This window comes from Kitasatospora sp. NPDC004531 (assembly GCF_053602195.1).
The window spans coordinates 68,859-89,603 of the sequence record NZ_JBSGDD010000019.1 but is presented as its reverse complement, the minus strand read 5'-3'; the positions used below and the strand labels follow the sequence as shown (position 1 = coordinate 89,603).

The 20,745-nt window shown below is 71.7% G+C and carries 21 protein-coding genes; 9 read left to right on the top strand and 12 right to left on the bottom strand.

Translation table 11 applies throughout. The annotated features are described in order from the left end of the window. Positions 1–108: 108 nt before the first annotated feature. From ACWEMJ_RS11595 to ACWEMJ_RS11575, 5 genes are all read right to left on the bottom strand, one after another. A complete protein-coding gene (locus ACWEMJ_RS11595) occupies positions 109–807 on the bottom strand; it encodes a hypothetical protein (RefSeq protein WP_452136807.1) in 699 nt (232 codons plus the stop codon). A gap of 453 nt (positions 808–1,260) precedes the next feature. Then, the gene (locus ACWEMJ_RS11590) at positions 1,261–2,832 is read right to left on the bottom strand and encodes an MFS transporter (protein ID WP_452136806.1); all 1,572 of its coding nucleotides are present in this window, start codon (positions 2,830–2,832) and stop codon (positions 1,261–1,263) included. Then, positions 2,829–3,383: a TetR/AcrR family transcriptional regulator gene (locus ACWEMJ_RS11585; RefSeq protein WP_452136805.1), complete on the bottom strand. Its 555-nt coding sequence runs from the start codon at positions 3,381–3,383 to the stop codon at positions 2,829–2,831. Before ACWEMJ_RS11585 ends, ACWEMJ_RS11590 begins: the two co-directional genes overlap by 4 nt. Before the next feature lie 167 nt (positions 3,384–3,550). Then, positions 3,551–3,946, bottom strand: coding sequence for a cell division protein SepF (locus ACWEMJ_RS11580; protein WP_452136804.1), 396 nt, complete (start codon positions 3,944–3,946; stop codon positions 3,551–3,553). A 454-nt stretch (positions 3,947–4,400) separates the two neighbouring features. Continuing rightward, positions 4,401–4,934, bottom strand: a complete 534-nt coding sequence (locus ACWEMJ_RS11575) for a DinB family protein (RefSeq protein ID WP_452136803.1) — start codon at positions 4,932–4,934, stop codon at positions 4,401–4,403. 206 nt (positions 4,935–5,140) lie between these two features. Here ACWEMJ_RS11575 and ACWEMJ_RS11570 point away from each other — a divergent pair, with 206 nt between their 5' ends. After that, complete coding sequence (locus ACWEMJ_RS11570) at positions 5,141–5,515, top strand: YrdB family protein (RefSeq protein ID WP_452136802.1); 375 nt, start codon at positions 5,141–5,143, stop codon at positions 5,513–5,515. 48 nt (positions 5,516–5,563) lie between these two features. Here ACWEMJ_RS11570 and ACWEMJ_RS11565 read toward each other — a convergent pair whose 3' ends face one another. The 3 genes from ACWEMJ_RS11565 to ACWEMJ_RS11555 all read right to left on the bottom strand — a co-directional run bounded on the left by ACWEMJ_RS11565 (position 5,564) and on the right by ACWEMJ_RS11555 (position 8,686). Beyond that, entirely contained in the window at positions 5,564–6,313 is a 750-nt protein-coding gene (locus ACWEMJ_RS11565) for a TVP38/TMEM64 family protein (RefSeq protein WP_452136801.1), read from the bottom strand. Positions 6,314–6,407: 94 nt separating this feature from the next. Beyond that, the gene (locus ACWEMJ_RS11560; RefSeq protein WP_452136800.1) at positions 6,408–7,310 is read right to left on the bottom strand and encodes a deoxyribonuclease IV; all 903 of its coding nucleotides are present in this window, start codon (positions 7,308–7,310) and stop codon (positions 6,408–6,410) included. A gap of 173 nt (positions 7,311–7,483) precedes the next feature. Continuing rightward, positions 7,484–8,686, bottom strand: coding sequence for an MFS transporter (locus tag ACWEMJ_RS11555; RefSeq protein ID WP_452136799.1), 1,203 nt, complete (start codon positions 8,684–8,686; stop codon positions 7,484–7,486). Positions 8,687–8,772: 86 nt separating this feature from the next. Here ACWEMJ_RS11555 and ACWEMJ_RS11550 point away from each other — a divergent pair, with 86 nt between their 5' ends. The 3 genes from ACWEMJ_RS11550 to ACWEMJ_RS11540 all read left to right on the top strand — a co-directional run bounded on the left by ACWEMJ_RS11550 (position 8,773) and on the right by ACWEMJ_RS11540 (position 11,178). Continuing rightward, complete coding sequence (locus tag ACWEMJ_RS11550; RefSeq protein WP_452136798.1) at positions 8,773–9,951, top strand: ROK family transcriptional regulator; 1,179 nt, start codon at positions 8,773–8,775, stop codon at positions 9,949–9,951. A 300-nt stretch (positions 9,952–10,251) separates the two neighbouring features. Continuing rightward, a complete protein-coding gene (locus ACWEMJ_RS11545; RefSeq protein WP_452136797.1) occupies positions 10,252–10,665 on the top strand; it encodes a TOBE domain-containing protein in 414 nt (137 codons plus the stop codon). A 189-nt stretch (positions 10,666–10,854) separates the two neighbouring features. Further along, positions 10,855–11,178, top strand: coding sequence for a hypothetical protein (locus ACWEMJ_RS11540; RefSeq protein WP_452136796.1), 324 nt, complete (start codon positions 10,855–10,857; stop codon positions 11,176–11,178). On the opposite strand, the gene ACWEMJ_RS11535 is transcribed toward ACWEMJ_RS11540, so the two are convergent. Continuing rightward, complete coding sequence (locus ACWEMJ_RS11535) at positions 11,179–12,300, bottom strand: IS630 family transposase (RefSeq protein ID WP_452136795.1); 1,122 nt, start codon at positions 12,298–12,300, stop codon at positions 11,179–11,181. A gap of 174 nt (positions 12,301–12,474) precedes the next feature. On the opposite strand from ACWEMJ_RS11535, the gene ACWEMJ_RS11530 reads away from it, so the two are divergent. Together ACWEMJ_RS11530 and ACWEMJ_RS11525 are read left to right on the top strand one after the other, a co-directional pair. Then, positions 12,475–13,176 carry a glycerophosphodiester phosphodiesterase gene (locus tag ACWEMJ_RS11530; protein WP_452136794.1) on the top strand — a complete coding sequence of 234 codons (702 nt, stop codon included), beginning with the start codon at positions 12,475–12,477 and terminating at the stop codon, positions 13,174–13,176. Between the two features lie 248 nt (positions 13,177–13,424). Beyond that, on the top strand, positions 13,425–14,849 hold the full coding sequence (locus ACWEMJ_RS11525) for an AI-2E family transporter (protein WP_452136793.1): 1,425 nt from the start codon (positions 13,425–13,427) through the stop codon (positions 14,847–14,849). A 264-nt stretch (positions 14,850–15,113) separates the two neighbouring features. Here the strand turns inward: ACWEMJ_RS11525 and ACWEMJ_RS11520 are convergent, their stop codons facing one another. Further along, the gene (locus ACWEMJ_RS11520; RefSeq protein WP_452136792.1) at positions 15,114–16,076 is read right to left on the bottom strand and encodes an alpha/beta hydrolase; all 963 of its coding nucleotides are present in this window, start codon (positions 16,074–16,076) and stop codon (positions 15,114–15,116) included. A gap of 179 nt (positions 16,077–16,255) precedes the next feature. Here ACWEMJ_RS11520 and ACWEMJ_RS11515 point away from each other — a divergent pair, with 179 nt between their 5' ends. Then, entirely contained in the window at positions 16,256–17,101 is an 846-nt protein-coding gene (locus ACWEMJ_RS11515; RefSeq protein ID WP_452136791.1) for a spermidine synthase, read from the top strand. A gap of 206 nt (positions 17,102–17,307) precedes the next feature. Here the strand turns inward: ACWEMJ_RS11515 and ACWEMJ_RS11510 are convergent, their stop codons facing one another. After that, positions 17,308–18,312, bottom strand: a complete 1,005-nt coding sequence (locus tag ACWEMJ_RS11510; RefSeq protein ID WP_452136790.1) for a GNAT family N-acetyltransferase — start codon at positions 18,310–18,312, stop codon at positions 17,308–17,310. 455 nt (positions 18,313–18,767) lie between these two features. Beyond that, positions 18,768–18,983, bottom strand: a complete 216-nt coding sequence (locus ACWEMJ_RS11505) for a heavy-metal-associated domain-containing protein (protein WP_452136789.1) — start codon at positions 18,981–18,983, stop codon at positions 18,768–18,770. A 381-nt stretch (positions 18,984–19,364) separates the two neighbouring features. On the opposite strand from ACWEMJ_RS11505, the gene ACWEMJ_RS11500 reads away from it, so the two are divergent. Continuing rightward, the gene (locus ACWEMJ_RS11500) at positions 19,365–19,925 is read left to right on the top strand and encodes a chloramphenicol phosphotransferase CPT family protein (protein ID WP_452136788.1); all 561 of its coding nucleotides are present in this window, start codon (positions 19,365–19,367) and stop codon (positions 19,923–19,925) included. Positions 19,926–20,003: 78 nt separating this feature from the next. After that, positions 20,004–20,735: a carbon-nitrogen hydrolase family protein gene (locus ACWEMJ_RS11495; RefSeq protein WP_452136787.1), complete on the top strand. Its 732-nt coding sequence runs from the start codon at positions 20,004–20,006 to the stop codon at positions 20,733–20,735. Positions 20,736–20,745 lie beyond the last annotated feature (10 nt).

Genomic DNA, 20,745 nt, shown 5'->3' with positions numbered 1-20,745 from the left:
GGTGTCCCGTACGGCGGGGTGGCACCCGGCAGGGGCGCGACGGGCGTCCCGTACGGCGGGGTGGTGAGCGGGGCCCCGGGCTGCTGAGGGGCACTCGGCCCGCAGCCGTCAGTAGCGCTGGGCCTTCACCACCACCGGCACCAGCGTGGTCTCCGAACTCTTCGTCGAGAACGCCACCGGGTTCGCACTGGCCCCCGCCGCGAGGTTCTCCACGCCGACCACCGCGGAATCCACGGTCTGCCCCGAGGCATCGGTGAAATCCACCTGAACGGCGTACGAACGGGTCTCCCCGGTGCTGTTGCGGACCGTCACCTTCGCCGCCGTCAGATTGCCGGTGACCTGGGTCGGGATGCCGGTCAGCGTCACATCGCCGAGCGCGTTTCCCCCGTCCGGGACGGTCGCCAGCACCTCGGTCGCCTTCTCCCGGCCCGCCGCCACCTGGGCATTGGCCGAGGACTCGAACGCCGCCGCCTGCCGCGAGGCCGATGCCCGCGCCGAGGAGACCGAGGCCAGCGCCGAGGAGTGCAGCGAGGCGAGCGGGGAGGCCGGCTCGCCGGAGAAGTTCTCCGCCCCCACCGTGAACGTCTCCAGCGCCTGCTGCACCGGATCCTCGCCCGACGAGCCGCCGCAGGACGCCATCACCGCCACCCCCGTCACCGCCGCGCCCAGCGCCAGCACCAGCCGCGCCACCCTGCGGGCCGGTCGGGGCGGCCGTGCCGCACGGACCGGCGGAACCACCCGGCCCTGGCGCAGCAACGGCCCGCGCGGCCCGTCGGAGGAGGAACTGTTCTGGTCCGCGTCTCGCATCGCGCTGCACCCTTTCGCTCAGGACCGCGCCGGCCACTCCGTGCCGCGGTCGATCCGGCGAGCCCACGGCCCGCGCCAGGACGTGCGGAACCAGCGCTCCGCTCTCCGTCCCCATCGTCGGAGCCCGGCAACCCCGCAGGCCAGCGGCGCTGCGCCATTGGGAGGAGCCCGACGGGCCGTCAGATCGGGGCCCGCCGAGAGGAGACGGGAAGCTGCCGACGGGCGGCTGCCGACGGCCGGCGGGCGCGGCAACGCGGTGAGGAGGCCGAGGGTCGTGGGGAGCAGCGGATCGTACGGCGCGGGCCGAACCGGAGCGCGCCGGTCGGGGCGGTGCCCGTCCTTCACACCGTTGCTGCCGCCAACCCTGCTCACCTGTGCGAGCGGGGTTGACGGCAGTGTGTTGACGGCGCCGGGTTGACGGGGTGACGGGGCGGTGCCGGGTTGACGGGGACGTCAGTGGTGGGCCGGCTCGCGGACGGGTGCGGGGGCGGCGGGGGCCGTCGGGTTCCCGGGGCGGGCCCGCAGGAGGCGGCGGGTGAGGACCGCGGCGGCCAGCAGCAGGGCGGCCGAGACCCACGCCGCGACGTTGACGCCGTGCACGAACGCGGAGTTCGCGCTGGCCAGCAGCTGCGCGGCGAGCCCGTCGGGCAGCGTCGCGGCCGCCTCCACCGCACCGCCCAGGGACTGCCCCGCCTGGTCGGCCAGCGCCGGATCGGTCTGCGCCGGGACGGTGAGCGACCCCGCGTACAGGGCCGTCACGATCGAGCCCACCAGCGCGATGCCGAGCGCCGCGCCCAGCTCGTACGCCGTCTCCGACACCGCCGAGGCCGCGCCCGCCTTGTCGGCCGGGGCGGTGCCCAGCACCAGGTCCGAGGAGAGGGTGTACACCACCCCCTCGGCGGTGCCCAGCGCCAGGAAGGACGAGCCGATCAGCAGGTAGGCGCTGTCGACCCGGATCATGCCGAGCACCGCGATGCCCAGCCCCATCACCAGCAGACTCACCGTCAGCACCCGCCGGGCGCCCGCCCGCCGGGCCAGCCGGGCCGTCAGCAGACCGCCCACCACCGAGCCGACGAAGGCCGGCAGCTCGGCGACGCCCGCCGACAGCGGCGACCAGCCGCGGACCAGCTGGAGGTACTGCGACATGAAGAAGATCACGCCGGACAGGCCGATCAGGCTGATCAACGAGGCGACCACCGCCGCCGTGAACCGGCGGTCACGGAACAGCCGGACCTCCAGCAGCGGGTTCTCCAAGCGCAGTTGGCGCCGCACGAACAGGGCCAGTGCCGCCGCGCCGAGCGCGAAGACCACCGGCGTGGTCCACCCGTCCAGGCCGTGCGCGGCGAACTCCTTGATCCCGTACACCGCGCCGATCACGCCCGCCATCGACAGCAGCACGCTCAGCATGTCCCAGCGGCCCGGGCGCGGATCGCGGGACTCCGGCAGCAGCCAGCCGCCGAACACCAGCAGCAGCACCATCACCGGCAGGTTCAGCAGGAACACTGACCCCCACCAGAAGTGCTCCAGCAGCACCCCGCCCACCAGCGGCCCCAGCGCCGCACCCGCCGTCGCGCCCGCACCCCAGATGCCGATCGCGGTCGCCCGCTCCCGGGCGTCCGGGAACAGCGCGCGGATCAGCGACAGCGTGGACGGCATGATCGTCGCGCCCGCCACGCCGAGCAGCGCCCGGGCCAGGATCAGCCAGCCCGGCCCCGGCGCGTACGCGGCCAGCAGCGAGGCCACGCCGAACGCCGCCGACCCGGCCAGCAGCACCCGCTTGCGGCCCAGCCGGTCGCTGAGCGCGCCCATCGACACCAGCAGGCCGGCCAGCACGAAGGAATAGCTGTCGCCGATCCACAGCAGCTGGGTGCCGGACGGGCGGAGGGTCTCGGTGATCGACGGGATGGCGAGGGACAGCACCGTCGCGTCCACCGCCACCAGCGTGACGGCGAGCACGAGGACGCCGAGACCGGTCCAGCGACGGCCGGACCGGTTCGACAGGTCTGCGACGGGGTGGGACATCATCGGGTATCGGGTTTCCGTAGGGCACCGCCGAGGAACAGCTCGGCGAGCGAGAACGCGCTTTCGCGAGGGGCGAGCCGGCCTTCCTGGACGGCCCAGCCGATGCCGGCCACCAGATCGAAGAACGCCTCGCTGAGCCAGCCGGCCGAGAGCTCGATCCTGAACACCCCCTCCTGCTGCCCGCGCAGGAACAGCGCGCGGACCCGGGCGTCCTGGAGCTCCCAGAGATCGTTGATCCCGGGGTCGTCGTACAGCTGGTTCTCACCGGCCAGGAAGGCGCACAGCGCCGCATCCGGCACCACCGCCTCCACCAGTCGGCGCAGCGCCGCCTCGGCGTTGCCCTCCTCCACCCGCGCGGTGTCCAGCGCGGCGGCGAACCGGCGCAGGCCGAGCGCGCCCACCTCGCGGATCAGCGCCTCCCGGCCCGGGAAGATCCGGTGCAGGGTGGCACGGCTGATGCCGGCGGCGCGGGCGATCTCGTCGAGATGGGCCGTCGGGCGCCGGGAGAGGACGCCGACGGCGGCCTGGAGGACGGAGTCGCGGTCGGTAGCCATGAGATCAGCTTAGCGCAGATGAGACATTGGTGTCTCATTTTGGAGCGTGGGGTCTCGTGGATGGCTGTTGTGCGGTGCGGGGGGGCGGGCGGGGGCACGGCAAAGACCCCGCGCGGGGCGCGGGGTCTTCGGGGTGGGCGCGCGGGCGGCGGGTGGCGCCGCCCGGTTCAGCTCTGGTTGTAGAAGCCGGACTCGTCGAGCGGGCGGTCGATGACCATCACCTCGACGTCCGCCGGCGTCAGCAGGAACACCCGGCGGGCGATCCGCTCGATGCCGCCCTGGGTGCCGAAGATCAGACCGGAGGCGAAGTCGACCATCCGCTTGGCCTCGGCGTCGTCCATCTCGGTGAGGTCCATGACCACCGGCGTGGCGGCGCGGATGTGCTCGCCGACAGTGCGGGCGGCCTCGAACCCGGTGGGCCGGAGCGAGACGATCCTGGACGGGCCGACCTGCACGCTCGGCAGCGTCTCCTCGCCGTCCCACGATTCCTCGTACACCGCGGCCGGGTAGCTGCCGGAAGGCATCAGCCACCCGTTGTGGTGCTCGTCGCGAAGTGCTCCCATTAGCCGCGCCTCCCTGTCTCGTTCCGTACTCGTCCCCCGGGGGATGAAGGTCGTTTTGACACCTCATCCGCTTGTTGGAACTGTCCGAGTATCGCACTGATCACCGCAGAAGTGCCCGCACGCGCCCACCCGGCAGGTTGTGGCGTGGGCGGACATCCGTGCCTGCCCGGACATCCGCAACGACGCACACGGCGGGTGAACGGTTGCGCGCGACGACACTATCGGTGGCGGCCGGAGGGCAGTTGACTGTGTGTCAACAATCGTGTAACGGCTTCACTCGATGGGGTTCAGTTCGGGCCGTTGTTCCCGGTTCTCGCCTTGCGACCGCGTGTCGGGTGTGCCTGGTGGTGCTGGTGTGACGGGTGCTTGCGGTGCTTCGGGTACTCCTGGCGTGTTTGAGCGGGGTGTGCGTGTGCGCCCGGGTGGGGTGTGGGTGTGCGCCTGGGTGGGGCGGTCACTCGCCGATCGCGCCGTCAATGCGCTCGCGGAGCAGGTCGGCGTGACCGTTGTGACGGGCGTACTCCTCGATCATGTGGACCAGGATCCAACGGAGCGTCACGTCGCTGCCGCGCCGCTGACGCTTGCCCACCGTGCCCAACGGAACGCCCTCGACCGCGGCGCGGGCGTAGGCGATGTCCGCCTGCCAGGCGGCGGTGTCGGCCGCCGGATCGGCGTCGTCGACCAGGTCGAAGTCGCCGTCCGGGTGGGCCTCGGTCCAGTACCGGCCGACGGGCCCGAGGTCCTCGCCGTTCAGGATGCTGCGGAACCAGTGGCGCTCCACCTCCGCCATGTGCCGGACCAGCCCGAGCAGCGACATCGTGGACGGGGGGCAGGAGCGCTCGCGGAGCTGCTCCGGCGTCAGCCCCTCGCACTTGAGGGCGAGGGTGGCGCGGTGGAACTCCAGCCAGGCCGTGAGCATGGGCGTCTCGTCGGCGGCGTAGGCGGGGGAGGTGCGGGTGATGGCGGCGGGGCTGGAGTTCTCCGTCATGCCGTCCATGGTGGGGGAGGGGTGGGGTGCTGGTCGAGCGGTTTTGGGTGGGTGCGGGGGCGGGGGTGGGTGTGTGGCTTCGAGCGGGCGCGGGTGGGGGGCTTCGGGCGGGCGCGGGCGCGGGTGCGGGTGCGCGGGGCGTGGGGGTGGGGTGCCGGTGCGATGATCTGAGGATTGCTGCTGGTTGACGTGGGCGGGGTGCGGGTGTGGGTGTGCGCAAGGCGATGACGGGGGTGCAGCTGGCGCTGAGGCTGCTGCTGGAGCTGGCGTCACTGGGTGCGCTGGCCGTCGGCGGCTACGGGCTGTGGAGCGGCGGGCCGGTGGCGGTGCGCGTGCTGATCGCACTGGCGCTGCCGGTGGCCGCGGCCGTGCTGTGGGGACGCTACGCCGCACCGCGACGGCCCGTGCGCGACTCGGCGGCAGCCTGGTACGGCGTCCAACTGCTGCTCTGGGGCAGCTCGGTGGCGCTGCTGGCGGTCACCGGGCAGCAGGGCTGGGCGATCTGGCTGGGCGTGCTGATGGTCGTCAACACCGGGTGGCTGCGGCTGGTCGGCGAATGGTCGCCGGAGATCGAGCGGTAGGCGGACGCGTCCTTCGGGGCGACGTGCTCGGGCGCTGGGCGGTGGTGGTCAGTCGGAGGAGCGGCGGGGGCGGGCGCGCCAGAGCGAGACGGCGCTGAACACGCACATCGCCGCGATCACCGAGGCCGAGATCAGGAACGCCGGCGACCCGGGCGAGCTCGCGCTGGCCCCCGCGATGACGTACGCCGCGGTGGTCGGGACCACGCCGAGCACCGTCGCGGCAAGGTAGGGCCAGAACCGGACCCCCGAGAACGCGCACGCGAAGTTGCCCGCCTGGAACGGCGCCCCCGGGAACAGTCGCACCAGCAGGACGCTGCGAAAACCCTGTTCGGACAGCCGACGGTCGATCTCGGTCAGCACCCTGCCGCGGACCAGCGGCCGCAGCGCCTCCCGGCCCAGCGACCGGCCGAGCGCGAACGCCACGATCGCGCCGATCGCCGACCCGGCCACCGCCAGGGGCACACCCCACAGCGACCCGAACAGCAACCCCATCCCCGCGTTCAACGCCGGGCGCGGCAGGAACGCCACCGTCCCGAAGGCGTACGCCGCCAGCGCGACCGGCATCCGCCACGGTCCGGCGGCCGCCGCCAGCACCGCCGTCGGATCCCAGAGCAGCAGCGAGGCCGCGGCGGCCGCGAGGACGGCCGCGAGCAGGCCGAGGCGCAGCAGCGCGTGGCGGTGGGCGGGGGCGCGTGTTCCTGCGGTGGCGGGCGTGCCGGGGGCGGTGGGGGTGGGCGTGTCGGGGTCGGCGGTGGGGAGTGGTGCGGTGGGGCCGGGTGTCGGCTGCGGGGCGGGCACCCGGGGAGCTTAACCGGCGCGGGCGCAGGGGGTTGGGGAGGGTGCTCGGCCGTGGGGTGTGCGGGGCCGCGGCCTGGGGCTCGGCGGGGTGGGATCAGGTGGTGGGCCGGCGCAGCTGCTTCAGCAGGGCGATGTCGGCGGCGTGCCGGACGCCTTCGACGCGGTCGGGGTCGTGCCGGCCGTCAGGGGTCTCGATGATCAACGGGACGCCGGCCGTGGCCGGGTGCGCCAGCAGCGCCCGGAACGCGTCCGCGCCGATGTGGCCGGCGCCGATGTTCTCGTGGCGGTCCTTGCGGGCGCCCGCGACGTCCTGCGAGTCGTTGGCGTGGATCAGCCGGAGCCGGTCCGGACCGACCGCCCGGTGCAGCGCGTCGAAGAGGGCGTCGACCCCGCCGGGCGCGGCCAGGTCGTGACCGGCGGCGAAGGCGTGGCAGGTGTCCAGGCAGACACCGACCAGCGGGTGGTGGTCGAGTGCGTCCAGGTACGCGGCGAGGTCCTCCATCCGGGCACACAGCGAGCTGCCCTGGCCGGCCGTCGGTTCCAGCAGCAGTTGCGGGGCGTCGTCCCCGTACCGGTCGAGCCCGTCCAGGATCGGCAGCACGTGGGCGCGGACCTGCGCCAGCGCCTCCTGCCGGGTGCCGCACAGCGCCGAGCCCGTGTGCACCACCGCGCCGAGGGCGCCGATCGCCGCCGAGCGGTGCAGCGAGTGCGTCAGCGACTCGGCCGAACGCTCACGGGTCGCCGACGATTCGGAGCCGAAGTTGATCAGGTAGGGCGCGTGGACGTACGCCGGGATGCCCTGCTCGGTGCAGGCCGTCCGGAACGCCAGATCGTGCGCCGGACTGCCGGCCGGAGTGGCCCAGCCGCGCGGGTTGGCGACGAACACCTGCACCGCCTCCGCGCCGACCTTCGCGGCGTAGGCCAGCCCCGTCCCCGCCAGGCCCTTTCCGGCAACGGGAACATGGGCGCCGATCGGGTTTCGCGGGGCCGAATTCATGACCACGAGCATCCCACGGCGGGATGGACGGGCAGGTCACCGGGGTTGGTGGCTGTTCTTCCAGGCGGTGTGGCGGCTCGGCGCGGGCGGGCGGTCGGACTGTCGGCCTCGGCCCGCCCACTGCCCGAGCCGCCGCCGACGCCCGGCTCGACGGTGCGCATCATGCTGCGGGATCAGCGCGCGGGTTCCGCGGACTCCGGGGCGGCGGACGCGATCGGAGCGTCGGCCGGCTTGCGGTGGCGCATGGCCGTGGCGGACGGGATCAGTGCGGCCGCCAGCAGGGTGACGACGGTGAAGGAGACCGTCAGCGAACTGGACTGGGCGATGCCGCCCACCACGGCCGGGGCGACCAGGCCGGAGGTGTAGGTGATGGTGGCGACACCGGCGATGGACTGGCTCGGATTGGTTCCGGCCCGTCCGGCGGCCGCGAACGCCAGCGGAACGACCACGGCGATGCCTATGCCGATCAGCGCGAAGCCCGGAATGGCCAGGTACGGGCTGTGCGCGAAGACCACCAGCAGACCACCCGCGGTGGCGACCGCGCCGCTGACCCGCACCGTGCGGACCGGGCCGAGCCGACGGATCACCGCGTCGCCGGCCAGTCGGGCGGCGCCCATGGTGGCGGCGAAGGCCGTGAAGCAGGCGGCCGCGGTCGATGCGGAGGCACCGGTGATGTCGCGCAGGTAGACGCCGCTCCAGTCCATCGACGCGCCCTCGGCGAAGACCGCGCAGAAGCCGACCAGTCCGATGACCAGCGCCTCCTTCGGCGGCAGCGCGAAGCGGGGCGGCGCCTCCTCGCCGGCGGTCGGCCGGACGTCCAGCACGCCGCGCGACACCACCTGCGCCAGCAGGACCAGGACCAGCGCCGTCACTGCGTACTGGACTCGGGCGTCCGCCTGCTGATGCGCCGCCAGCACGCCGAAGCCGGAGGCGACCAGACCGCCCACGCTCCACATCCCGTGCAGGCCCGACATGATCGACCGGCCGAGGCGCTCCTCGACCTCGACGCCCTGGGCGTTCATCGCCACGTCGGACATGCCTGCCGTCGCGCCGTAGACGAACAGCGCGAGGCAGAGGACCACCAGGTTCGGGGCGAGCGCCGGCAGCGCCAGCGAGAGGCACCACAGCGACAGCAGCCCCTGGAGTGCGGCCCGGGCGCCGACGCGGTGCACGATCCGACCGGCCAGCGGCATGGCGAGCGAGGCGCCGATCGCCGGGAACACCAGGGCCAGGCCCAGTTGGCCCGGGCTCAGCTCCAGCTGGTCCTTGATCCACGGAATGCGGGTGACGAAGGTGCCGGTGACGGCACCGTGGACGGCGAACACCAGCGCCACGCTCAGTCTTGCGCGCCGGACGTCCTTGAGAGTCTCGCCCATGCCGGGCTCCCCCCTTGGGTCGATCGGATGCGCAATAAACTATCAGGGACCCTGCCTGATAGAAACCTCTGGAAGGATGCTGGCTCATGACGACCGCTCGCACTGCCACGCCGAGCACCGCCCGGGCCATCAACGACCGGCTCGCCCTCGACCTGCTGCTCGAACGGGGCCCGCTCACCGCGTCCGACCTGCGCACGCTCACCGGACTCTCCCGTCCCACCGTCGCCGACCTGCTCGAACGGCTCCAACGCGGCGGACTGGTCGCCCAGGCCGGAGAGAGCGCCGCGCTCCGCCGCGGGCCCAACGCGCGGCTGTACGGGCTGGTCGCCGACCGGGCCCACCTCGCCGGGATCGACATCCGCGCCACCGGAGTCAGCCTGGTGGTCGCCGACCTAACCGGGCGGACCCTCGGCACGGCCACCATCACGGCAGCGGGCGGGGACGGCGACGTGCTCGTGGAGCGGACCGTCGAAGCACTGCTCGCCACCGCGGCCGAGGCCGGCGCCCGCGAACTGCACACCGTCGCGGTCGGCGCGCCCGGGCTGGTGGACCCCGTCAGCGGAGCGCTCAACAACTCCGGGAAGCTGCCCGAGTGGCACGCCAAACTGCTCGCCGCCCTGCGCGCTCGCCCCGGGACGGAGGTGATCCTGGAGAACGAGGTCAACCTGGCGGGGATCGCCGAACACCGGATCGGCGCGGCCCGGGGCCGGAAGGACTTCGCCCTGATCTGGCTGGGCCACGGCGTCGGCGCATCGGTGGTGCTGGAGGGCCGGCTGCGGCGCGGGGCCAGCGGCGGCACCGGCGAGATCGGATTCCTGCCCGTGCCGGGGACCAGCGGCCTGCCGGACGCGACCCGGTGCGACGGCGGTTTCCACTCGCTGGTCTCCAGCGCCGCGATCTGCGAACTCGCCGCCCGGCACGGCCTGAGCGCCGAACCCGACGGGCCGGAGCCCGGCGCGGAAGCCGTCGTGCGACTCGCTGTCCGGAGCGGAGCCGACGACTTCCTGGAGGAGCTGGCAGCGCGGATCGCCCTCGGGGCGTCCGCGATCTGCGTGGTCCTCGACCCCGGCTGCGTGGTGCTGGGCGGCGAGATCGGCCAGGCCGGCGGCGCCGAGCTGGCGGCCCGGGTCGAGCGCCGTCTGGCACTGCTCTCGCCGCTCGCCACCGAGGTCCGCGCCGGTACGGCGGGCGGCGGTGCCGTGCTGGCGGGCGCGGTGCTGACCGCCGGGGACGCGGTGCGGCGCGAGCTGTTCGGCGGCGAGTGAGGCTCCGGCCGTGGCTGGTGCGCGGCGTCGGGGCCGGCGGTTCGTGGCACCGGCGGTTGGCGGGCAGGTACGGCTCGCGTGTCGGTGGAGACCGGCGACGGGTGCCGGGGGTGCAGGGGCGGTGCGGCCGCCGGGAGGTACCGCACGGTCGAGGCCGGTGCGGGTTTGGGTGCGTACCGGCGGGAGCGCCGGCGGCAGTGCGCGCGATGCCGACAGCGGGGTGGGTAAGGGGTCGGCTGCCGGTACGGCAGGATGGCAGGGTCTGTCCCGCCCTCCGTGAGCCGCCCAGGAGCTGCATCCATGGCCATCGCCGACCGGCCCGTCCACCCGTACCGCATCGGCGAGGCGGCCTCCATGCTGGGAGTGAGCGCCGACACCATGCGGCGGTGGGTGGACGCGGGGCGCCTGCCGGCAACCCGTGACGAACACGGGCACCGGATCATCGACGGGGCTGAACTCGCGTCCTTCGCGCGTGAGTTGGCCCGGCCGGAGAACAGCGAGACGGAGGGGCGGTCCTCGGCGAGGAACCGGTTCCCCGGGATCGTGACCGCGGTGGTGCTGGGCGACGTGGCCGCGAAGGTGGAGATCCAGGCCGGACCGTTCCGCGTGGTCTCGCTGATCAGCCGCGACTCCGCGGAGGAACTCGGCCTGGTGCCGGGCGCGCCCGCCACCGCCGTCATCAAGTCGACCAACGTCGTCGTCGAACGCCGCTGACCCGCTGCCCGGGAGGCGAACCGGCGTCGCCGGTGCAGCGGCCTCTCGAACGGACGGGGGGAGGCAGCCGCCGCCAGCAGTCGGAGGTACCTGTACAGCGCCCAACCGGCGCCGCCTAGTGCTGTGACCGGGAACGTTTGCCGGGTTAATCAGCAGAGACAGGGACGTGGTCTTGGGTAGCCTCGCCCCGTGGTGGATCAGGAGCAGTACGTCCGGTATCGGGAAGACTCGAAGGTGCTGGCAGCGATCGGGGCGCATGTTGATACCCAGGTCGGCCGGGTCACCGTGCGGCCGCCCAGGAGCGTGGCGGAGGCCGCGGTGGACGCGTGGGAACGTGAGGAGTTGGGTGGGCTTGCTCCCGAGTCTCACGAGCAGTACATGCTGCGGGACGGGGCCGCGGAGCTGGCCTTCATCGGCCTTGCGATCTCGCAGCGAGGCCGCTGGGAGGGCGAGGAGGTAGTGATCGACCTTGATGTCGCCTCCGCTGGGGCGGCCGTGCGGGCGTCGCAGTAGTCAGGCCACGGCGGCCATCGGCCGGCCGCCCCAGCGGACGCCTTTCTCGCTGCGGATGCGGGCGCGCTCGCGGCGTTGGGCGGCCAGGACGTCGGGGTGGCGGGCGTTGGCGTTGCGCCAGCGCAGGTAGGAGTGGAGCGCTCGGGCCTGGACCGTGTGGTTCGGGTGGTTCGAGTTGGCGAGCGTGAACTGTCGCAGTGGCCCGAAGTGCGCCTCGATCGGGTTCGCCCAGGAGGCGTTCGTCGGGGTGAAGCAGAGGTGGACGTTGTTGTTCTTCGCCCAGCGCAGGATCTTCTTGCCGTTGTGGGCGGAGAGGTTGTCCAGGATCACGTAGACCGGGGCGCCGTCCGGGCGCGCGGCCCGGATCGATCTGAGCGCGGCCAGGGTGTTCGTGGTGCCCTTGCGGCGCCGGTTGACGCCCCACAGCATGTCGTCGCCGATCGAGTAGCAGCCATGGAAGTAGGTGACGCCGTGGGTACGCTTGTAGGTCGCCGGCATCCGGTCGGGCTTGCCCTGTCCGGCCCAGCAGTTGCCTGCGGTGGGGCGGATGCCGAGCGGGCCGAACTCGTCGAACGCGAACGTGCGGTCCGGGAAGCGTTCCAGGACGTGCTCGATCCGGTCGAGCTTGGCGTCGTAGTCGGGGTCGGTGGACTCCTTCCACGTCTTGGTCCGCTGGAAGGTGACGCCTCGTCGGGCGAGCAGGCAGCGCAGGGCCTCGCGGCCGATCCGGATCACCCGGTCATGAACCTTGCGCAGGTAGGCGAGCAGTTTGCGGATCGACCAGCGGGTGAAGGGCTGCCCGAGCTTGGCAGGGCGGGTGGTGGCCGTCTGGACGACGAAGTCTTCGTCGTCAGGACTGAGCAGGCGGGGACGGCCTCCCGCCCACCGAGGGTCCAGGCAGGCCAGCCCGATCTCGTTGAACTTGTGGATCACGTCCCGCACGGTGTCCTCGTCGGCCTGCACCAGCTGGGCAATCACCGGCACCCGGTTACCGCTGGCCGAGGCCAGCAGCATCATCGCCCGCCGGTACCGCACCGTGTTCATGCTTCCGCGACGCACGATCCGCTGTAACTGCTGGCCCTCCTGATCGGTCAGCCTCCGGACCTTGACCGGCTCCGCCACCACGCCTCCCCGCACCGAGTCGGATGTCGGCTCACATCCAACCGGTTCAGGCACCGTCACCGCCAACCCGGCGAACGTTCCCGGTCACAGCACTAGGATGCGGAGGTCTGCGGCCAACCGCCGGTGAAGCGGCCCGTGGTGCGAGTTGCCCGACCGTGCGAGAGGACGACCCCGTTGAAGAGCCGCGTGCGCGCCGTTGCCCACCGTGGTGACCCGTACCAGCACCGCGAGAACACCCTGCCGGCGGTCAGCGCCGCCCTCGCGGCCGGAGCGGACGCCGTCGAGGTCGACGTCCAGCTCACCCGGGACGGCGTGCCGGTGCTGCTCCACGACCGGACCCTGGAGCGGCTCTGGAACGACCCGCGCCCGATCAACCGCGTGACCGCCGAACAGCTCGCGGAAGTGGCCGCCCCCGGCCTGCGGATTCCCACCCTCGCGGAGGCGCTCACCGTCGTCGCGCAGACCGAAGGCCGACAGCTGCTGATCGACCTGGACGACGCCCAGCCGGCCGCCGCGGCCTGGCGGACCGTCAGCGACCTCGGCCTGACGGACCGCGTCGCCTTCTGCGGGCCGGTCATCGCCATGCTCGCCGTCCGGGAACTCGCTCCCCGGGCGGAGATCTCGCTGACCTGGAACCGACTCCAACTGCCCAAGCAGCGACTGCTGGACGAACTGCGACCCAGCTACCTCAATCCCCCCTTCGGGCTGGTCGACGAGCGTCTGGTGGCGACCGTGCACGACGCCGGCCTTGCCCTCGCCACCTGGACCGTCGACCTGCGCCGGACGATGCGACGAATGCTCGACCTCGGCGTCGACTCGCTCACCTCCAACCGGGTCGCACTGCTGCGTCGCACGATCGACCAGCACCACGGCTGAGCCACCGGGCTCGGCTTTCCTGGTCGACGGAGCCCGGCCCGGGGCAGCCGTGACGCGGTGGCAGGGCGGCACCCCGGGGGCGTCGACGGCCCGCCCGGCAGCAGCCCGCGCGACGGCGGACCGCTGGAAGGCGGTCGGCTCGGCGACCGCGCGGGCGGCGCGCCGCACCGAAGGCGACTGCCCGCTGCGGTGACCGTTCTGTGCTGAGATATGCCGATCGTGGCGGCACACGGGCGGCGGAGGTGGCGGTGGCAACGGAAGACTCTCCGGAACCACGCGAGTCGAACGAGCACACCGAATCACCGACACCGCCGGGCGAGGGCGAACCCACTTCGAACGATTCGGATCGCGGCCCGTCGGCCGAGCGGCCGCCTGATGGCGCTGCCACCGGCGAAGGCGACGAAGCCGGCGAGGGACGCTCCGGCGGTTCGTCCTCCGGCCGAGAAGCCGGAGCCGATGACCGTGGGACCGCAGGCGCGGTGCACGCGCCCGTCGAACGATCGACATCAAGTGAAAGCACCTCCACAGGTCCTGAGGGGTCGTCGGAAACGGGTGCCGTGGTCGCCACCCGCATGGCTGTGCCGGACGATCGACGGCCGGCCCTGATGCTGCCGCCGTCCGTTCGCGCGGCCGCCGCCTGGTCGGCAGCGGTGATCCTCTTCATCACCGTCGCCGCGTTCGCGGTGTTCGTGGTGGTGGAACTCAGAGCGGCCACCATCCCGATGCTGGTCGCACTGCTGGCCACCGCTCTGCTCCACCCGGTCATGCCGTGGCTGGTAAAACGGGGAGTCAGCCGCGGCGCGGCAGCCGGACTGACCTGCGCCACTCTGGTGCTGGTCGTGACCGGTGGCATCGCCCTGCTGGTCAACTCCCTGGTGAACAGCGCCCCGCAGATCGCCGCAGGCCTTCAGGAGGCCGGCGACCGGATCGCCTCATGGCTCGGACCGCTCGGCGACCGGATCCAGTACGCACTTCGGCAGAGCGCCGGCTCGGGAAGCACCCTGGTGGACTCCCTCGCCAACGGGGTGCTGTCCGGACTGGGCCTGGTGACACAACTGCTGACCGGAGGCGTCCTTGCCCTCGCACTGGTCTTCTTCTTCCTGCGCGACGGCCACCGGTTCGGCGACGCCATCCACGAGATGATGCCGGGCAAGCACTCCGACACCGTGATCGCCTGCGGTCAGCAGGCCTTCGCGGCCATGGCCGGCTTCATGCGCGGCACCACCCTGATCGCGCTGATCGACGCGACGTTCATCTCCATCGGACTGCTCCTCCTCGGTGTCCCCGGCGCGGCCGGGCTGGGTGCTCTGGTCTTCATGGGGTCCTACATCCCGTTCGTGGGCGCCTTTCTCTCCGGGACGGTGGCGGTCCTCGTGGCCCTCGCCAACGGCGGTCTGGGCACCGCTCTCTGGGCTCTGGGCGTGGTGCTGGCGGTGCAGGCGATCGAGGGCAACATCCTCCAACCGGTCATTCAGAGCCGAACCGTCGAGCTCCACCCCGCGACGATCATGATCGCGGTGGTGGCCGGCTCCGGTATCGCCGGAATCATCGGAGCGCTGCTCGCCGTTCCGGTCAGCGCTGCCGGTCTTGGCGTGGTGTCGGTGCTGCGGGGCGGCGGGGGTGCCTCCGAGGCACCTGCGAGCCGACGGAAGCGCTCTCGCCCCGAGGGCTGACGGGTCCGCCGATCAGTGGCCCACCGGCGCGGACGAGGGTGGGCGGCCCGTCAGCCCGGTAGGTGGACGATTGCTGATGGTCGGCCTCCTGGGTGGGGGCCCGGCGGTCGGTGCCGGGCGGGTGGTTGTCGGGGGCACCGCCGGATCCGGGTCGGTCGTGGTCCGGCGGCGGTGAGGTGGTCGTGGACCGGCAGTCGTGGACCGGAAGCCACGGGCAGGTGGTCACGGGCTGGCGGTCACGGCGTGGCGGTCATGGGGTGGCGGTCATGGGGTGGGGAAGTAGGCGGCGAGCCAGCGGTCGAGCTCGGCGAACACCCGGGCCCGGACCGGCTTGTCGGAGAGCACCAGGTCGTGGACACCGCCTTCGATGCGGACGGTGGTGACATGACGGCCGAGGCGCGGAGCGAGTGCCGCGATGTCGTCGGCGCGCAGGACGGCGTCGGTGTGCATCAACGCGGGATCCCACCGGCTGGTGACGGTGGACGCGGTGGAGGCCATCATCAGAATCGGGCAGTCGACGGAGAGCCCGCGACGGACCGTGCGGTGCCCGCGCTGGATCGCCGCCAGCCAGCCGGCGTAGAGCGGAAAGCCCTCGGCCGGCTTCATGGCGAGATCGAAATCCCAGCTGCCGCGGTGCTCCCGGTGAAGGCTGTGGACGTAGTGCGGGTTGAGCGGTGCGGGCAGCTTACGGGTGGGAGCGGCCCGGCCGAGGGCGTCGAGAGCCGGAGCCCCGAGAGTACGGACCGCCGGCGAGGCGGGCATCGACAGGAACGGGCTGTTGAGGAACAGGCCGTCGACCAGCCCCCGCCCGCTGCGCCGGGCCGCCCACAACGCTGCCACCAACCCGCCGGTGGAGTGCCCGTTCACCAGGACCCGGGTATGGCCGTCGAGTTCCCGAACCACGCGGATCGCCTCGTCCAACTCCTCGTCGTACGCGGCGAGGTCCGTGACAAAGTTGGGTGAGTGGTGGGGGCGGAGCGACCGGCCGTATTTACGCAGATCCAGCGCGTAAAAGGAATAGCCGGCGTCGGTGAAGTGGTCCGCGAGGTGGGTCTGGAAAAAGTAGTCGGTGTAGCCGTGCAAATACAGCACCGCCTGGCGGGAACCCGGAACCAGTCTGCGGACCAGCGTGGCGCTGACCGCCCCTTCCTCGTCCGGGATCAGCGGGAGCTCCGTCGCCTCGTACGGGGCACCCAGGATGTCTTCGCGGAACTCCACGTCGGCCACACCCACTTCCTGTTCTGCTGCGCCGCCCCGGGCTGTCCGGGGGTGGTACCACTTCCGCGACCATACCGGTCGCGATATCACTCCGTTTGGGAAGAGCGCCCTGGTCGGGCCTAAGCTGCCCGCATGGCTGCCCTTTCGTCGATCGTTTCCCGCCCCGTCATGTTCCGGAGGCCCGTCCGATGACCGGCCCGGCCGCCGGCCTGCCGGAGCCGCGCCCCGCCGAGCGCCAGGTGGCGTTGGGAATCGCCAAGTTGATGCCCGACATCGATGACGAAGGCGGTTGGCTGCTCACCCTGGACGGCACGCCGCAGTCCTATGTCGACCTCCAGGATCCCACGCACCTCGAGTTCGAGTACGTCCAGCGGATCGCCCACCTGCTGGACGTGGTTGCGGAACCCGGTGAACCGCTCGACGTCCTGCACCTCGGTGGTGGCGCGCTCACCCTGCCCCGCTACCTGGCGCGGACGCGGCCCGGCTCTCGACAGCAAGTGGTCGAGGTGGATGGACCGTTGACCGAATTCATCGCGGAGCACCTCCCGTGGCCGACCGGCATCGACGTGGTGGTCGACGACGCGCGGTCGGCACTCGGGACCGTGGCGCCGGGGACGTTCGACGTCGTGGTGGCCGACGTGTTCCGCGGCTCCCGGACGCCGGCGCACCTCACCAGCGTGGAGTTCGTCCGGCTGGCTGCCGCTGCGCTCCGGCCCGGTGGATGCTACGCGGCGAACCTCGTGGACGGGCCGCCGCTCACCTTTGCCAAGGCCCAGGTGGCGACCGTCGCTGCCGTGTTCGCCCACGTCTGTCTGGTGGCCGAGCCCGGGGTGCTTCGGGGCCGGAGGTACGGGAACGTTCTGCTGATCGGTTCCGATGAGCCGCTCCCCACGGGTGAGTTGAGTCGGTTGCTCGCTGCCGATCCCTTCCCCGCCCGGCTTACGGAGTCGCCGCAGCAGGCTCCCGAGCCCGTCACGGATGCGACGGCCCAGGACTCGCCGCCGCCCCCGGCCGGGGCGTTTTCGCTGAGTTGAGGTGGAGCGCGGGTCGCACGGACCGCTGTGCAGGAAGTCGTACCTGATGGCGAACTCCTCTCCGTGGGAGGGAAAGCGGTGGATCGGGTGGCGGGCCGGTCGGCTTGGCGCCGACTGGACAGCGCGCCGAGAGTTGCGGCGGGTGGCGAGCTGTCCGGTCGGTGTCACCGCGGCGTTGGCTGGGCTGGATGCGCGGTTGGGGCTGATCAGCCTCCGGAGAGAACGAGCCGGCGGGCTGTTTCGCGGTAGCCGAGCAGTTCGAAGGCGGCGATCATCGGATGGTTGGTGAGGTCGGTGTCGGCCCGGACGACCGTCTCCCCGGCCTCGGCGACGAGGACCCTGGTGACCTCGGCGAGGATCTCGGCCACGAAACCCCGCCCGCGAAACTCGGGAAGGACGCCGAGATACCCCACGACGGGGGTGGTGGAGTTGTGCGAGGGGACCCCGAAGCCGACCACCTTGCCCGTGGATGTCCGAGCTATTCGCCACCATGATCGTTCGCCGAGCATGTCGTCACGGTAGAAGGCGAGGTCGTTCCGGGCCTGTACCTCCGGCCCGAGGAGCATCGCCTCACGGGTGGTGGTGGCATCCAGACTCCCCGGCAGGGTGCGGCGGAAGAGATCGACGAAGACCTCGTCATCCGGTTCCGGGGTGAAGACCAACCGGTCCGAGACGGCGGGGACCGGCCCCTCCACCGCCCACTCGAAGCGGAGGCGTTCGGTGATGAGACGGAGGCCGGCTGCCTTGGCAGCTTCGCGGCGCCACTCCACCGCTGCCGCAGTCTCGGGTTCGCCGCGCCAGCTCGGCGGCAGGAACAGATGGTATTCCGGCAGGACAGTGAGCCCCTTCGCCGCGAAGACCTGGTGGGCGGCGGTGAGCAGAGCAGCAGCGGCAGCGGTGCGCGGATCGTCGGAGGGTTGGGGCAGCCGGAACATTCCCGTATCGAGACTGCTGGCGACCGGTGGGGTCCCGGTGGTGAACACCGCGTCCAGGCTCCGGGGTTGGGCGTCGGAGGGCATGCCCCACCAGATGGCGAGCAGCAGCGGCACGTGGCCGGGCCCTGCCTCCGCCACCCAGATCCACTCCGGACGGTACTCCCCGGCGGCGAGCCGGGTGCGGATGACGTCGGTGGAGATCATGGTGGACGCATCGAGCCGAATGCAGGAGAGGAGAGCGTCGAGCTCCTGGGGAACGATCGGGCGGAAGATCACGGTGCCTCCGGGGCAGGGGTGTGGGAAAGGCGATCCCGATCGTGGCGACCTGCGCCGACCCCGCAGTTGGCGGTGGATCAGTCGGTCGTACCAGCGGTTGGGTGCGCCGTGGGGCGGGGACGGACTATCGGAACCATCACGGGCCTCCTCTCGAAATCTGACATCCGGAAGCGTAGGGAGGTCGACCGGCCGTCTGCAAATTATTTTTCGGAGATTCTTTTTGCAGCCTCCTGCTCCGTCTGGAGCGGTCGGGTATTCATGTTGGCGGGGTGTTACAGAAAATTACTCGAAAGAGTGGATCCAGAAATATCGGCACCGAGGGAGGTTGCTGTCGATTCGGCGGAGGTAGAAATGCCGATGGCGGCAACGAACGGGAGAGGAGGTGCCGGCCGATGAGTGGCTGTACTGAAGGGCCGGCACCGGTGGGCGGTCGTCGCTAGAGGGCTCGGTGCATCTCAGATGCGGTCGCCGAGGGTGAAGCCGGCGCCGCTCGCGGCGGATCGGATCTGTTCATCGTCCAGGGGGTGAACCGACTCGATGGTGATCCGGCCGGCCTGCGGATCGGCGGTGACGCCGGTGATCCCGGGCAGCGCGGTCAGCTCCGCGGTCACGGTGCGCGCGCAGTGGCCGCAGCTCATTCCGTTGAATGCGAACACGGTGGTGGTGGACATGAATGGCCTCCGTTGAATCGGTCGGATGCGACGGCCGAGCGGTCAGGTCGACGCAGTTGCAGATCCAACGCGGATGGCGGCGCGAAGGCACCGGGTGTTTCGTCGCGTGCCTCCAACGGGTGGTGCTCGGGTGAGGGGAGGCGTTTTTCATGAGATTTGAACGAAGGAGGTATAGATGATTTTCGGTCGGATGATTTCCGGTCTTCTTTGCCATCGGCGGAGGCCTGTTCCGGCTTCGTTCGGCAGCTGTCGCCGTGGTGCCCGGGCCCGTGCGACCTCGCAGACCGGGCTGGAGGTTCCCGACGCCCGAGCAGGCGGCACATGGTGATCTGGCAAGGTGGACCGTCATCGGGACCATGGCACGCGAGAGTGGGAGATCACATGGATGAGACTGCGGGGCGCATCATCTTCCTCAACGGCACGTCCAGTTCGGGGAAGTCGAGCATCGCGCGGGAGTTGCTGGACATTCTCGACGACGAGGTCTGGTTCCACGTCAGCGTCGACACGTTCAACGCGATGCGGACCCAACGCGCCATGGAGCAGGCGCAGTTCGACGAAGCACTGAAGCGGACCAGGCAGGGCTTCCACCGGTCGGTCGCCGCGATGGCGGGGGTCGGGAACAACGTGATTGTCGACCACCTCCTGAGCGAGCCGTGGCGGCTGGCGGACTGTCTGGACGTGCTCAGCCCGTACCGAGTCCTGTTCGTCGGGGTTCGGTGCGATCTGGAGGAGTTGATACGACGCGAGACCGCTCGGGGTGACAGGCCGGTCGGCCTGGCGGCCCATCAGTACGACTTGGTGCACCGCCATGGCGATTACGACTTCGAATGCGACAGCGGAGCGTACTCGCCCCGCGAGTGCGCGGAGCTGATCAAGGCGTTTCTGCCGAACCAGCCGGATTCGACCGCCTTCGGGCGACTGCGGGCCGGCATCTCTCGGTAGCGCGGGGCGCCAAATCGGCGGTGAGGGCTGGTCGGTCGGGATGCGAGTGCCGGCCCGGGTGTCAGGGAAAGGAGCGACATGGCGCAGGTGAGGGTGGCAGCCGCCCAGTTCGAGTGCGTGCCGGGCGATGTGGAAGCGAACGTCGGGCGGATCGCGGCGCTGGCTCGGGAGGCACGGGAGGCGGGTGCGGTCGTGGTGTTCGGGCCGGAGCTGTGCCTCACCGGCTATGAGCTCGCGAGGATCGCCGCAGACCGGCGGCTGTGGACGGAGCCGGACGACGCGCGGCTCGATCCGGTGCGCGGCGCCGGCATCGCCGTGGTGGTCAACGGCGTCGGGGCGGGGCCAGGGGATCGGCCGCAGATAGTCAGCACCGCGTACGGGCCGGACGGGGCCGTGGTGACGACGTACGCGAAGGAGCATCTGTACGAGAACGAGCAGGAGGTGTTCACAGCAGGAAGCGGCGGCGGCAGGTTCTGGCTGGACGGGGTCGGCTACTCGCTGGCCACCTGCTTCGACAACCACTTCCCCGAGGTGACGGCCCGAAATGCGGCGCTGGGGTGCCAGGTGCATCTCGCCAGTTCGCTCTACGGCACCGAGGGCGGGCGAGAGGAGCGGCGCACGGTGCATCCGGCGATGGCGAAAGCGACCGGGATGCACGTGATGCTGGCCAACCACGTCGGCGTCGCCGGGCCGTGGACGGGTTGTGGGGGCAGCGCGGCATGGGCTCCGGACAGGGCGGTGGTGGCGGAGGCGGACGAGACCGGTCCGCAGCTGCTGGTGGCCGACCTGGAGGTGGCGATGAGCGAGTGAGACGAGTGCG

Coding starts and splice junctions, on each gene's coding strand:
- ACWEMJ_RS11500 (WP_452136788.1), top strand. CDS start 19,365: ATGGATGAGACTGCGGGGCGCATCATCTTCCTCAACGGCACGTCCAGT.
- ACWEMJ_RS11505 (WP_452136789.1), bottom strand. CDS start 18,983: ATGTCCACCACCACCGTGTTCGCATTCAACGGAATGAGCTGCGGCCAC.
- ACWEMJ_RS11580 (WP_452136804.1), bottom strand. CDS start 3,946: ATGGGAGCACTTCGCGACGAGCACCACAACGGGTGGCTGATGCCTTCC.
- ACWEMJ_RS11575 (WP_452136803.1), bottom strand. CDS start 4,934: ATGACGGAGAACTCCAGCCCCGCCGCCATCACCCGCACCTCCCCCGCC.
- ACWEMJ_RS11515 (WP_452136791.1), top strand. CDS start 16,256: ATGACCGGCCCGGCCGCCGGCCTGCCGGAGCCGCGCCCCGCCGAGCGC.
- ACWEMJ_RS11550 (WP_452136798.1), top strand. CDS start 8,773: ATGACGACCGCTCGCACTGCCACGCCGAGCACCGCCCGGGCCATCAAC.
- ACWEMJ_RS11590 (WP_452136806.1), bottom strand. CDS start 2,832: ATGATGTCCCACCCCGTCGCAGACCTGTCGAACCGGTCCGGCCGTCGC.
- ACWEMJ_RS11555 (WP_452136799.1), bottom strand. CDS start 8,686: ATGGGCGAGACTCTCAAGGACGTCCGGCGCGCAAGACTGAGCGTGGCG.
- ACWEMJ_RS11560 (WP_452136800.1), bottom strand. CDS start 7,310: ATGAATTCGGCCCCGCGAAACCCGATCGGCGCCCATGTTCCCGTTGCC.
- ACWEMJ_RS11495 (WP_452136787.1), top strand. CDS start 20,004: ATGGCGCAGGTGAGGGTGGCAGCCGCCCAGTTCGAGTGCGTGCCGGGC.
- ACWEMJ_RS11585 (WP_452136805.1), bottom strand. CDS start 3,383: ATGGCTACCGACCGCGACTCCGTCCTCCAGGCCGCCGTCGGCGTCCTC.
- ACWEMJ_RS11595 (WP_452136807.1), bottom strand. CDS start 807: ATGCGAGACGCGGACCAGAACAGTTCCTCCTCCGACGGGCCGCGCGGG.
- ACWEMJ_RS11545 (WP_452136797.1), top strand. CDS start 10,252: ATGGCCATCGCCGACCGGCCCGTCCACCCGTACCGCATCGGCGAGGCG.